General features: G+C 66.7%; 14 protein-coding genes, 1 tRNA gene and 1 pseudogene. 3 read left to right on the plus strand and 13 right to left on the minus strand.

Translation table 11 applies throughout. From position 1 onward, the window contains the following. Nucleotides 1–106: 106 nt before the first annotated feature. A complete protein-coding gene (locus RBS12_RS15100; protein ID WP_307966955.1) occupies nt 107–1,462 on the minus strand; it encodes a hypothetical protein in 1,356 nt (451 codons plus the stop codon). A gap of 137 nt (nt 1,463–1,599) precedes the next feature. On the opposite strand from RBS12_RS15100, the gene RBS12_RS15105 reads away from it, so the two are divergent. Beyond that, a tRNA-Leu gene (locus RBS12_RS15105) sits at nt 1,600–1,673 on the plus strand. Between the two features lie 41 nt (nt 1,674–1,714). Here the strand turns inward: RBS12_RS15105 and RBS12_RS15110 are convergent. The 3 genes from RBS12_RS15110 to RBS12_RS15120 all read right to left on the minus strand — a co-directional run bounded on the left by RBS12_RS15110 (nt 1,715) and on the right by RBS12_RS15120 (nt 2,709). Then, nucleotides 1,715–2,005: a type II toxin-antitoxin system RelE/ParE family toxin gene (locus RBS12_RS15110; RefSeq protein WP_373886533.1), complete on the minus strand. Its 291-nt coding sequence runs from the start codon at nt 2,003–2,005 to the stop codon at nt 1,715–1,717. Continuing rightward, the gene (locus RBS12_RS15115) at nt 1,969–2,235 is read right to left on the minus strand and encodes a type II toxin-antitoxin system Phd/YefM family antitoxin (RefSeq protein ID WP_307966957.1); all 267 of its coding nucleotides are present in this window, start codon (nt 2,233–2,235) and stop codon (nt 1,969–1,971) included. Before RBS12_RS15115 ends, RBS12_RS15110 begins: the two co-directional genes overlap by 37 nt. Nucleotides 2,236–2,430: 195 nt before the next feature. Further along, nucleotides 2,431–2,709, minus strand: coding sequence for a DUF3892 domain-containing protein (locus RBS12_RS15120; RefSeq protein ID WP_307966958.1), 279 nt, complete (start codon nt 2,707–2,709; stop codon nt 2,431–2,433). 218 nt (nt 2,710–2,927) lie between these two features. Here RBS12_RS15120 and RBS12_RS15125 point away from each other — a divergent pair, with 218 nt between their 5' ends. Further along, nucleotides 2,928–4,292 carry an ABC transporter substrate-binding protein gene (locus RBS12_RS15125; protein WP_307966959.1) on the plus strand — a complete coding sequence of 455 codons (1,365 nt, stop codon included), beginning with the start codon at nt 2,928–2,930 and terminating at the stop codon, nt 4,290–4,292. 115 nt (nt 4,293–4,407) lie between these two features. Here the strand turns inward: RBS12_RS15125 and RBS12_RS15130 are convergent. The 9 genes and pseudogenes from RBS12_RS15130 to RBS12_RS15170 form a co-directional block, all read right to left on the minus strand. Beyond that, nucleotides 4,408–4,500: pseudogene (locus RBS12_RS15130) on the minus strand (recombinase family protein); the annotation flags it as partial. A 29-nt stretch (nt 4,501–4,529) separates the two neighbouring features. After that, nucleotides 4,530–5,048: an SRPBCC family protein gene (locus RBS12_RS15135; RefSeq protein WP_307966960.1), complete on the minus strand. Its 519-nt coding sequence runs from the start codon at nt 5,046–5,048 to the stop codon at nt 4,530–4,532. Continuing rightward, nucleotides 5,045–5,395, minus strand: coding sequence for a metalloregulator ArsR/SmtB family transcription factor (locus RBS12_RS15140; protein WP_307966961.1), 351 nt, complete (start codon nt 5,393–5,395; stop codon nt 5,045–5,047). Before RBS12_RS15140 ends, RBS12_RS15135 begins: the two co-directional genes overlap by 4 nt. Before the next feature lie 130 nt (nt 5,396–5,525). After that, on the minus strand, nt 5,526–6,182 hold the full coding sequence (locus RBS12_RS15145; protein WP_307966962.1) for a hypothetical protein: 657 nt from the start codon (nt 6,180–6,182) through the stop codon (nt 5,526–5,528). Nucleotides 6,183–6,394: 212 nt separating this feature from the next. Continuing rightward, nucleotides 6,395–7,183 carry an ABC transporter ATP-binding protein gene (locus RBS12_RS15150; RefSeq protein ID WP_307966963.1) on the minus strand — a complete coding sequence of 263 codons (789 nt, stop codon included), beginning with the start codon at nt 7,181–7,183 and terminating at the stop codon, nt 6,395–6,397. Between the two features lie 3 nt (nt 7,184–7,186). After that, nucleotides 7,187–8,305, minus strand: a complete 1,119-nt coding sequence (locus RBS12_RS15155; protein ID WP_307966964.1) for an ABC transporter ATP-binding protein — start codon at nt 8,303–8,305, stop codon at nt 7,187–7,189. Further along, nucleotides 8,302–9,270, minus strand: coding sequence for a branched-chain amino acid ABC transporter permease (locus RBS12_RS15160; RefSeq protein ID WP_307966965.1), 969 nt, complete (start codon nt 9,268–9,270; stop codon nt 8,302–8,304). The genes RBS12_RS15155 and RBS12_RS15160 overlap by 4 nt, the downstream gene beginning before the upstream one ends. Before the next feature lie 9 nt (nt 9,271–9,279). Continuing rightward, nucleotides 9,280–10,584, minus strand: a complete 1,305-nt coding sequence (locus tag RBS12_RS15165) for a branched-chain amino acid ABC transporter permease (protein ID WP_373886534.1) — start codon at nt 10,582–10,584, stop codon at nt 9,280–9,282. A gap of 290 nt (nt 10,585–10,874) precedes the next feature. After that, nucleotides 10,875–11,213, minus strand: coding sequence for a co-chaperone GroES (locus tag RBS12_RS15170; RefSeq protein WP_307967042.1), 339 nt, complete (start codon nt 11,211–11,213; stop codon nt 10,875–10,877). Nucleotides 11,214–11,384: 171 nt separating this feature from the next. Between RBS12_RS15170 and RBS12_RS15175 the strand changes: the two genes are divergently transcribed. Next, entirely contained in the window at nt 11,385–12,284 is a 900-nt protein-coding gene (locus RBS12_RS15175) for a Bax inhibitor-1/YccA family protein (protein ID WP_307966966.1), read from the plus strand. Nucleotides 12,285–12,312 lie beyond the last annotated feature (28 nt).

The raw sequence follows: 12,312 nt of genomic DNA on the forward strand, positions 1-12,312 counted from the left end.
GACCACAGCGCAACGGCGGTCGCCTCCTCCGGGAGGCGGCCGCCGTCGCTCGTTCATCGATCTGCGGGACCCGAACCCTGTCGAGCAGCCCGCCCGCACTAAGAGGTCAGCGGCCGTTGAGATCGTAGCCGTCTACGGCCGCGTCGACGACCGTGATGTAGCCGCCGCCCGTGAGCTTGGTCGGGTAGTCGATGGTCCTCCGCTCGCGTGAGCTGGCAGTGTCAACTTGCGTCACCTTCCCTTCTCCGCCGCGTGTGACGAACACCGACAAGCCGTCATCCGTCGCCGCAACGAATCGAGCCTCCGCCTTCTTGGCGTCTTGTCCCACGACCGGTCCGGCCGCGAGCGGAGTCAACTTGATCTTGGACACCCGGCCGTCGAAGAAGCCCGTCTTCTCGTTTCGTGCCACCAGTACCAGACTGTCCCCGCTGCTTTCCGCCATCGACGTTGCGGCAAAGTGGCTGCTGACGGATGCTCGCGCAAAGATCCCTTCGCCGAGTGCAACCGTTGCGGCAGGTCCGCCAGCCATCGATCCTGACAGCAGGTACGCAGGCGTGCGGTCCCAGCTGGTCTCCTTGGGGACGACTCCCGCCTGGGTGCCCAGATAGGTTGTTCCGTCTGGCGCGATGCGGGGCCGATAGTTCTGAGCGTGCCCCGCCGGATAGTCGGTCGTCGATGATTCCCCGAATCCGTCCGACGTCAGGGCAACACTCGCGATTCCCGTGCGCAGAGTCGAGGCGATCCGGTCGCCCTTGGCAGTTGCGAGAGGCCCGTGCGGGTATGCGCCAAGTGCGGTGGAGCCGTAGGGGACCGGCGCGGGGTTCCCGCTCGTGATGTCCGAGACGAGGTATGCGTCGAGTCGTCCGCCGGACGTGACAACGAGCCGGAGTGGGTCGCCGGCGAGGAACGTGTGCATTTCCTCGGTTCCGGTCTTCCCGGTGGTGGCCAGGGTCACTTCGTTGATGTGCAGCGGGACGGTCCAGTGGGCGTTGCGAGTCAGGTCGACGAGCGTCACCTGCTGAGTGGTCGAGCCATCGAAGTCGGAGCCGACGGCGATGTAATGCTTGGTCGGATCCGTCGCGATCCAGCCGGCGCGCTCCCACTTCTCGTTCCCGGGCGGGATGACGTAGCTGTGCTCGATCTTGGGCGTTCCGCCGTCGTCGATCGCCAAGATGTCGAGGCAGGGCACCGACTCGTCGACGAACGCGAGTCGTCCGCCGCCTAGTTGGATCGCGCCGGCGTGAGCGCCGAGTCGGACGTTGTCGAGCACGCCCGTACGCTTTCCGTCGGCCACACTGTTGACATAGAGAGCCTTTTCGGAGGTGTCGGCGGTCAGAAGCCATTGCCGACTGTTGGTCACGGACGTGGATTCCGCCGAAGCCCGGTTGCTCGCGCAGCCGCCGAGCAGAAGAGCGATGGGAAGCGTCGCGGCGACGGCGATGCTGGAAGGAGAGAAACGCATGAGTCTCCATCGGAGTTGTGGGTGCGGACCCCGACAGCATAACGAGAATGATTCCTATTAAGCGAACTCCCTATCGCGTGTGCTGTAGCCGGACCTGTGGTCCCGGGACGGCTCGGCTGGAGATAGGCTGACCGGGCGCCCCAGTAGCCCAATCGGCAGAGGCAGCGGACTTAAAATCCGCCAAGTCAGGGTTCGAGTCCCTGCTGGGGCACAGTGCACGGATGGCCCAGATCCTCGAACGCATCGGGAGGTTCAGCGATAGATTTCGCGGCGATGGCCGGCGTCGACGACGACCACGAGGAGAAAGTCGTCCTGGATGCGGTAGAGGATGCGGCAGTCGCCGGTGCGGATGCGCCATTCAGGGCGCCCGGTGAGCTTCTTCGCCGCGGGCGGGCGCGGGTCCTCAGCGAGGAGCTCGACGGCGGCCTGGATCCGGCGCTTGGCCTCTGGCGGGAGCTTTCGTATCGAGCGGACGGCGGCGGGGAGGACCTCGACCCGGTAGGGGCTCACTCGAGGCCGAGGTCCCGCTTGACGTCCTCCCATGGGACCGGGGTCTCGCTGAGGCGCTCGGTCTCTTCCCAGGCCGCGTCGACGGCGCGGATGTCCGCGAGTTCTTCGGCGTCCTCTAGGAGCTGGCGCAGCTGGTCGGCGTCGACGATCGCTGCGACGGCGTGGTCCCGGCGCGTCAGGTACACAGGCTCGTGGGCCCGGTGCGCCTCGTCCACCAGTGAGGAGAGCCGCCCACGGGCATCGGTGATCGTCACTTCGCTCATGTACGGCATGCTAACCATGATGTACATAATTGGCAAGATCGGTACTTCCGTACGTTTTCGTCGATAATCGAACGTTCAGAGCAAAAACTGATTGTCCACCATCAGCGCCAAGGCACTGCGAGATGCTGCGGGACTTCCTCGGCCTGGGATGACTCCATACCCAGGCCGCCCGCGCGTCGTTCGCGGGCTCTCCGCTCAGAACCGAGGCAGGGCGAGCAGGTTGTCCGACCAGTCGCCGTCGGCCTGCGTGCGCAGGAAGGGCTGAACCCCTTCGGGCCGCACCACATGGATGATCGCGGCCGTCTGCCCGTCGCTCACATATGCAGTATTCCCCTGCGCGATCCACTCGATCATTTCTGCTTTCGTGGCTGTCCCGGTTTTCCCGGTGCCGTCTTCCACCCAGTACAGGCCAGAGACGTACTCGTGGGCCGGAATGGGCCCTTCCACGCGGATATGGGTGATTTGCACGGGCATGGGGTGGCCTTCCTTCGCCGTTGAGCGCTTCGGTCGAGACGAGCCTAGGCGCGGGGCGATCGGAAGGAAAGCCACGACAAAGTGTCACAAAGCCGTTACAAGGCTGTGACCTCTACCACTTCTGTGACATTAAACGTTCGATTAGCCTGACGTTGTGATCAGGATCACCTGATCCATCGCATCTGGGGCGGCCCGCCCTTCGATGGAGGAGATATCGAATGATTCGACGTCATGATGCAATTCCCCGCGTCGCCAAGCTCACAGTCCTTGGCGTCGGGGTGGCCTTGCTCGCAACAGCGTGTGGGGGCACGTCGGGGACACCGTCGGGCAGCAGTTCGAGCCCGGCACCGGGTGCCATCGCGTGCCCGTCGCCGAGTGCAGGTGCCGGCGCTGGCGCATCCCCGGTAGGGACGACCGTCGCCCCGGGCGATGTTCCCAAGGCCACGACCGTCTCGCCAACGCCGCTCAAGCTCGGCTCGCTCTTGCCGCAGACCGGTGCTCTCGCGTTCCTTGGCCCGCCCGAAATCGCGGGTGTGAACCTCGCCGTCAAGCAGGTCAACGACGCCGGCGGTGTTTTGGGCCATCCGATCGAGGTGATCCACCGCGACTCGGGTGACACGACAACGGATATCGCGACCCAGTCGGTCACGAACCTCCTCGGCCAGGGAGTCAGCGCGATTGTCGGCGCGGCCTCCTCGGGCGTGTCCAAGACCGTCATCAACCAGATCACGGGTGCGGGCGTTGTCCAGTTCTCTCCCGCGAACACCTCGCCCGATTTCAGCACGTGGCCGTCAAAGGGCCTGTACTGGCGCACGGCACCGTCCGACGTCCTGCAGGGCCGAGTCCTCGGCAACTACATGGCTTCGTGTGGCGCCCAGACGCTCGGCATGGTCGTGCTCAATGACGCCTACGGCACGGGCCTTCGCGACAACGTCAAGAAGGCTTTCGAATCGGCCGGCGGCAAGGTTGTGGACGAGGAGCTCTTCAACGAGGGCGATTCGCAGTTCAGCAGCCAGGTCGACAAGGTCGTCGCGGCCAAGCCCGATGCGATCGCCGTCATCTCGTTCGACCAGGCGAAGCAGATCATCCCGCTGCTCGCGGCGAAGGGAGTCAAGCCGACGCAGATGTTCTTCGTGGACGGCAACACGTCCGACTACAGCAAGGACCTCAACCCCGGAACGCTCACGGGCGCTCGGGGCACGATCCCGGGCACATTCGCCAAGGACGCGTTCAAGGCCCAGTTGAAGACGATTGATCCGAGCCTCAAGGACTACAGCTACGCTGGCGAGTCGTGGGACGCGGTCAACCTCATCGCGCTCGCTGCCGAAAAGGCCAAGAGCACGAAGGGAACCGACATTGCTGCGCAGTTCGTGGCGATCACGCACGGCAGCGAGAAGTGCTCCGACTTCGCGAGCTGCGTGACGCTCATCCGGCAGGGTAAGGACATCCACTACTTCGGCAAGTCCGGCCCGGTCTCGTTCGCCAAGAACGGTGACCCGCAGGAGGCGTACATCGGCATCTACAAGTTCGACGACAAGAATGTCCCGCAGCCGGTGAGCGAGGAATACGGCAAGCTCTCGTGAGCCTGCCACCCTCGCCCTGACCGCCAAGGAGAAGCCCCGGTCCCCTCGAGAGGGGGCCGGGGCTTCTTGCCTGTCGAGCCAAGGCCGACGACGGCGGAGCTCACCGTGTGGTGGAGCGGCGGACGCCGGCGGCCAGGAGGTCTGCCCGCTGCCGGTCGGTGGACTGCTGCCGGGTCGAAACGCGTGCGTAGCCGATCAGCTTCGCCACGGACTGCGCCGATCTCTTGTGATTTGCTCTCAGGCGTGTGGGCTGCCAGAGCCGATCTGCGCATACGCGGCGATCAGCTCCTGGAACGCGTCATTGTCCCAGCCGACCGGGCTCCCGGCGAGGGCGGGCACGAGGCGGTCGAGCGAGTAGTGCAGGCCGACGAGGTCGCCACGCTCGATCGCCATGTCGATGTCGGGCACGGAATATGTTGCAAGCAGCCGCGTGCCCCCGTCCATGGCCTCCAATTCCCAGCGCATCCACGAGCCGGGGCTCGTGTGGGTGTGCTCGAGCAGCGTCGGCGGATCGAGGCGCATGATCGTGAATTCCATGGTCGGGAAGTCTGTGTCGGGCCAGCCGAAGACGATCCTGCCGCCCTCGCGGAGGTCGACTGTGATCTGAGCGGCCATCGGCGGCCACCAATCGCCCAGTCGCTCGGGCTCGGTGATCGCCGCCCACACCTCGTCGATCGGGAAGGCGAGGGAGCGTTCGAAACGAACTTGACCGCCCTCAGGGGTGCGTTCGATAGTTCCGGTGGGGCTGGGGCTCATGACCTCTCCTCTGCTGGGCGGGTGCCCGTGATCGGTGTGGCAGTGCGTTCGAGATGGCGCTCCAGGGCGTCGAGTCGGTTGGACCACTCCAGCCGGTAAGGCTCCAGCCACTCGTCCAGCTCCATGAGGGGCCCTGGACGAAGTCGGTAGAGCCGCCGTTGCGCCTCGCGTCGGACGTCGACGAGTCCGGCGTCGCGCAGCACCTTGAGGTGCCGAGAGACGCCGGGCTGGTGCATTCCGACGATCTCGACGAGATCTCCGACCGAGCGCTCGCCGACGCGCACGGCGTCAAGGATTCGTCGCCGAGTCGGCTCGGCGATGGCTTCCAGGACAGTGGTCGATGTCACGCCACTAATGTATGTCATCGCTTATATATGCTCAAGCAGATGGAAGCTGTTTCGAGGCCGAACTGAACGGAACGCGCACCGTCATCTAGCCTCCGCCCGAGCGCCCAGACTGGCCCCTCCCCATGAGCGGTCAGGCGGGCGGAGCGCTCAGATTCCGCGTCGGCCGTGCGATCAGAATGATCGCCGCGGTCAGGATCCACAGGTCCTGCAGGCCGGCGAGTCCGGCCGCGAAGGCCTGCGCCAGAGGGAGGAATACCTCGAGGAGGCCGACGAGGAGGAATGCCGCGCCGAGAGCCAGCGCCATCCAACCCAGCCACGTCGGCAGGATGCGCCTTCGCAGCAGGATCACGCCCAGCGGCAGATAGACCGCGGGCGCCGGTACCAGCGGGAAGACCTGGATGAATCGCGACATCAGATCGTATCCGGCCCGAGCGCTCTCCACGACGCCGGCCTCGGAGGAGATCACCCAGGTGAGGGTGAACACGCCCTCCATCAGTACCAGGGCGACCAGCAGGGCCGAGCCGAGAAGAACCATGTACGCGGGGAGGGTGCCGGTCGATGCGGAGACGAAGAGCAACCCGATGAAGAAGATGACACACAGCGTGGCGCCGGTGGCCTGTAGCCAGGTGCCGAATACGACCAGCTGCTCATACTGGGCCCCGACCGCCAGGACCTCGCTGGTAACCGGCCGGGACGAGTACACGAGCGCCTCCATGCGGGGGAAGAGCGCAGGAACGCCGAAGTAGAACCCGAAGAGCAGGGCACCGACGAGTCCGACGAAGCCCACCAGCCGCGGTCTAACCGCCAGTTGACCGGCATCCGGTCCCGTTCTACTCACCTGACCTCCCGCGCTCCCTGTCGCATCCGCCGCCGGGTTCACGAGGTCCCCGTCGTTGTGGCAAAAGATGCCCCACGAGCACTGCGTGCCGGTCGAACCGCTATTTAGCGACCACAGAACACCGCCACAAAGCGATCAAATCCACAGCTCACCGCGCACGGTCAGCGCCCCGCGTCGTCGTTGCTTTCGGCGAGCGTGCCGAGGTAGAGCTGGATGACCTTCGGGTCGTGGAGCAGTTCCCGTCCCGTGCCGTGGTACGCGTCACGCCCCTGGTCGAGGACGTAGCCCCGGTCGCAGATCTGGAGGCAGCGGCGTGCGTTCTGCTCGACCATGATGACCGAGACCCCGGCGCGATTGATCTCGTGCACGCGCAGGAAGGTCTCGTCCTGCTTGACGGGGGAGAGGCCCGCGGAGGGCTCGTCGAGGAGGAGGACCGCGGGGTCCATCATGAGGGCCCGGCCCATCGCGACCATCTGCCGCTCGCCGCCCGAGAGCGAGCCCGCACGCTGTGCGCGGCGCTTGCCCAGTTCGGGGAAGAGCTCCGTGACGAACGCCCACCGCTCCTTGTACACCTTGGGCTGCTGGAACAGCCCCATCTGCATGTTCTCCTCGATCGTCAGCGTCGTGAACACGTTGTTCGTCTGCGGGACGAAACCGATTCCGCGGCTCACGAGCTTGTTCGCCTTGAGGCCCGTGAGGTCTTGGCCATGGACGACGACGGAACCAGAGTGGACCTTGACGAGCCCGAACATCGCTTTCAGGAGCGTCGACTTTCCGGCGCCATTGGGGCCGATGATGCCGATGAGCTCGCCCTTTAGGGCCTCGATGCTGCACCCGTTGAGGATGTTCACCCCCGGCAGGTAGCCCGCCACGAGCTTCGTGACGGTCACGACGGCCTCGCCGTCCGCCGGCGCCTTCGCGGCCTCAGGGGACGCTGTCTGCTCGCTCATGCCTCAATCCTCCCGTGAGTCGTGGCTCGTGCCGGGCACGACGTCCGGCGGCGAATCGGCGGCCCGGCGGCCCGTGCGCCGCTCCCGTGTGCCGTCGCCGTCGTCGTCCTCGTCGTCGGGCGGCCGGACGGCGAGGATCTCGCTGTCCTCCGAGAGGACGGATTCTTCGGAAAGTATTCCGGCGTCCTCCGTGCCGACCACGGATTCCTCGTCCGCCGCGAGCACTTCCTCGAGCTCCTGCACGCCGCCTGCAGCGCCAAGGTCGACGTCGTGGTGCGCACCCAGGTAGGCGTCGATGACCGCCTGGTCGCGCATGACCTCGGCGGGCGGCCCCTCGGCGACAACCTTCCCTTCGGCCATGACGACGACCCAGTCGGCGATGTGCCGCACCATCTGCATGTCGTGCTCGACGAACAGGACGGTCATGCCCTCGGCCTTGAGATTCTTGATGTGGTCGAGGAGGCTCTGCGTGAGGGCGGGGTTGACGCCGGCCATGGGCTCGTCGAGCATGACGAGCTTGGGGTTGACCATGAGCGCGCGGGCCATCTCGAGCAGCTTGCGCTGGCCGCCGGAGAGCGACGCCGCGTAGTCGCCGCGCTTCGTGTCGAGCTTGAACTTCGCGAGGAGCACGTCGGCCTGGGCCGTGATGTCCTTCTCGCGCTTGCCCCAGATGCCCTGGAAGAGCGCGTTGCGGAGCTTCTCGCCCGGCTGCGCCGAGGCGCCGAGGCGCATGTTCTCGAGGACCGTGAGCTTGCCCATGACCTTCGTGAGCTGGAACGTGCGGACCATGCCGAGGCGCGCCACCTTGTAGGAGGACATCCCCTCGAGGTTGGTGCCCTCGAACTGCCACGTCCCGGAATTCGGGGTATCGAAGCCGGTCAGGAGATTGAAGAGGGTCGTCTTGCCGGCCCCGTTGGGGCCGATGAGGGCCGTGATCTTGTGGCGGGGGATCTCGAGATGTTCGACGTCGACGGCGGTGATGCCGCCGAAGCGGCGGCTCACGTCGTCCGCGACGACGATCGGATCCCGCTTCGCGCAGCCGGGCCCGGCCGGGCCCTCGGCGATCGGTCGGGTGTCGGTCATGTAGTCGACGGCGTCGGCCGTCAGCTGGGGTTCGCTCATGAGAACGCGAGCTCCTTCTTGTTGCCGAAGACTCCCTGTGGCCTGAAGATCATGAGCAGCATGAGGGCGACTCCCACGAGGATGTAGCGGAGCTGCCCGGCCTGGGATGGGTTGAGCCACGGGAGCGCGCCGACGCCGATGAGTCCGAAGAGGATGTTCTGGGTGAGGGAGAGGACGACCCAGAACAGCATCGCGCCGATCACGGGGCCCAATACCGTGGACATGCCGCCGAGGAGGAGGCACGTCCAGAGGAAGAACGTGAGCTCCGTGCCATAGTTCGCGGGCTGCACGACGTCGCGGGGAAGCGTGAACACCAGGCCCGCAAGGGCGCCGAACCCGCCGCCGATCACGAGCGACTGCATCTTGTACGCGTAGACGTTCTTGCCGAGCGAGCGGACCGCGAGCTCGTCCTCTCGGATCCCCTTGAGCACGCGGCCCCACGGGCTGCGCATGAGGAGCCACACCCCGAGGCCGAAGATGATGACGAGGCCCCAGCCGAAGAAGCGGTAGAAGAAGTCGGGGCTGCTGTAGCCGAGGTAGTTCCCGGGCGGGAACGGGTTGAGCCTGAGGAAGTCTTGGCGGAAGCCCGCGAGGCCGTTCGCCGAGCCCGTCACCTTCGTGAGGCTGTTCGTCGTGACGACGTAGCGGATGATCTCCGCCGCCGCGATCGTGACGATGGCGAGGTAGTCCGCGCGCAGCCGGAGCGTCGGGATGCCGAGGAGGAGCGCGAAGGCCGACGCCGCGACGATGGCAATGAGGAGCCCGATCCACCACGGCGCACCGAGGAGAATCGTGGACATCGCGAACGCGTAGGAGCCGACGGCCATGAAGCCCGCCTGGCCGAAGTTGAGGAGGCCTGAGTAGCCGAAGTGCACGGCGAGGCCGAGTGCGGCCAGCGCGTAGGCCGCCGTCGTCGGACTCACCATTTCGCCGATGGCCTCGTTGAAGATCTCTCCGAAATCCATGGGTGCCTCCTAGCCCACTCGCTCGCGGCGGCCCAGGATGCCCTGCGGCCGGAAGAGGAGCACGAGGATCATGATGACCAGCGCCCCGACGTACTTGAGATCGGAGGTCAGGCCGAACACGGTCGTGAGCTCCACGAAAATCCCGACGACGACCGATCCGACGAGCGCGCCGAATACGGTGCCGAGGCCGCCGAGCGTGACGCCGGCGAAGATCATGAGCAGGATCTGCTGACCCATGTTGAACGTCACCCCTGGGCGGTAGTAGGCCCACAGGATCCCGCCGAGGGCGGCGAGCAGGCCACCCGTGACCCAGACGATCCGGATGACCCGGTCGACGTCGATCCCGCTCGCCGCCGCGAGGGCGGGGTTGTCGGCGACCGCCCGAGTGGCCTTGCCGAGCCGCGTCCTGAGGAGCAGGATCCCGATGAGCGCGATGACGACCGCCGAGATGAGCAGCGACATGAGGTTGTTGGGCGAGACGGAGACGACGCCGAGGTCGATGTCCTCGGTCTGCGCGCCCGGAAGCTGCTGCGTCGCCCCGCCGAAGAAGAACAGGATGACGTATCGGGCGGCGAGGGCCAGGCCGATGCTCACGATCATCATCGGGACGAGGCCCGTTCCCCGGCGCCGCAGCGGCTTCCAGAGGAAGGCGTCCTGCACGAATCCGAAGACAGCGCCCGAGAGGAGCCCCGCGATGATCGCCAGCCAGAACGGCAGCCCGATCGCGCTCAGGGTGTAGACGATGACGGCACCGAGCGTCACCATCTCGCCGTGCGCGAAGTTGGTGAGGCCCGTTGTGCCGAAGATGAGGGAGAGGCCGACGGCGGAAAGCGCGAGCAGGAGCCCGAAGCTGAGCCCCGCGACGAGTCGGTTGAGGAGGCTCTCGAGGAAGCTTGGTTGATGGACGACGATCCCGGCGCCGAACGCGAAGATCGTGCTGAGGTTCGAAGTCCCGGCGAACACGACGGTGCGGGGGTTCTTCTCCCCCTCGGCGAGCTTGACGCCCGAAGGGAGCGTCGACTCGTCGAGCGTGACCTGATAGCTGCCCTGGGTCGGGACGGAGATGCTCCACGCGCCGGTCGGCGACGATGTGGCGCTTCCCTCGAACCCATTGCCCTTCGCGGTGATCTTGACGCCTGAGAGCGGCTGGCCCGCGTTGCGCAGAATGCCCGAGATGGAGTTCGGGAACTCCTGCTGGGAGCTGCCGCTTGGCGCGGGCGACGGCGACGTCGTCGCCTCCGCTGCGGGGGCGAGCGCAAGGAACAGGGCCAGGACGACGCCGATGAGCGCGCCTGCCGCTGAAAGCGCCCGCACGAGCCGCTGGGGGTGTGCGGCTGGAGCTGGTCTATTCACGATGTGGACCTCCGTGGATCCGGGGGTTTGCTGGCCGAGGCCAGCGATGCGGTCTGGACCGCAGGCAGGGCGTCCCGTGCGAATGTGACGCATCTCACCTGCTGGAACGCCATGTTACTCGGCGGAAGCCCGTCACAAGATGGATAGTGCGACTGTCGAGGTTGTGATCGTGTAACGACTCGCTCACGGACGCCGCAGGTGCGCCGTCACGGGACGTGGCCCAGAACCGGGCGGGGCCTTGAGGCCGGGGCTCAGAGGTAGAGGCCGAGCTCGCTGTCGCGGCCCTCGGGCTCGGCCACCGCGTGGACATCGCGCTCGCGGAGCAGGATGTAGTCCTTCGACGAGACCTCGACTTCCGCACGGTCCTCGGGGTCGAAGAGGACCCGGTCTCCCACCGAGAGCTGGCGCACGTTCGGCCCGGCCGCGACGACCCTGGCCCACGAGAGACGCCGGCCCAGCGTCGCGGTCGCCGGAATCACGATCCCAGACGCCGAACGGCGCTCGCTCGCGTCTTTGTCGAGCTCGACGAGGATCCGGTCGTGCAGCATGCGCAGGGGAAGACGGGCGGGGGCCGAGCTTGCCGGCGGCATGGACGTGTCCTGGTCGGGGGAGTCGGGGTGGGGCACGAACTCAGTCTAGTGGCCGCGATGGCGCCCTCGACGGGAACTCCCGGCCCACCGCCGTCGTGCTCTTGGTAGCGTTTCCCTCAGCACCAGCACCAGCACTAGCACCAGCACCCAATGAGTACAGGAGTCATCCGCATGGCTTTCGGTGGCAACCCCGTCTTCCGGGGCAAGAACTTCAAGAGCGCCGTCGCGACGGTGCCGCCCATTCCGCAATCGCCGTACGGCACGACACAGTACGGCACCGCGCCGTACGGCACGGCACAGTATAGGGCGCAGTACGGCCAACCGGCCATGACGCCGGAGCAGCTCGACGAGCTGTACCGCTCCCCGGCGGCCGGCCCCGCCCAGACCGGGCGCGTGACGTACGACGACGTCATCGTCAAGACGCTCGCCTGCCTCGGCTTCGTCGTCGTGGGCGCGGCGGTGACGCTCGCGCTCCCGCTCGGCGCCGCCCTCGGGCTCACAGCGCTCGGCGCGATCGGCGGCTTCGTCCTCGCGCTCGTCAACACGTTCAAGCGCGAGCCGGTCCCCGCGCTCATCCTCGCCTACGCCGCGCTCGAGGGCCTCTTCCTCGGCGGGCTCACGCGTCTCCTCGACGCGTTCTCGCCCGGCATCGGCTTCCAGGCCGTGCTCGGGACATTCGCGGTTGCGGGCGTCACGCTGCTCCTCTACAAGAGCGGCCGCGTCCGCGCGACGCCCGGGCTCATGAGGTTCTTCCTCATCGCGGTCCTCGGGTACCTCGCGTTCAGCGTGGTCAACCTCTTCGTCATGCTCTTCAACCCCGGGCTCGGCGCGTGGGGCCTCCGGAGCAGCGTGCACCTCTTCGGGATCCCGCTCGGGGTCGTCGTGGGGCTCGTCGCCGTCGTGCTCGCGGCGATCTCGCTCGTGTTCGACTTCGACAGCATCGAGAAGGCCGTCCGTGCGGGGGCTCCGCGCCGCGTCGCGTGGACCGCCGCCTTCGGCCTCACGGTGACCCTCGTGTGGCTCTACACCGAGATCCTGCGGATCCTCGCGATCTTCAACAGCAACGACTAGCCCTGCGGCGCGATGTCGTGAAGCGGCC

The sequence above is a fragment of the Sinomonas sp. ASV322 genome (assembly GCF_030908245.1).
Lineage (GTDB): Bacteria > Actinomycetota > Actinomycetes > Actinomycetales > Micrococcaceae > Sinomonas.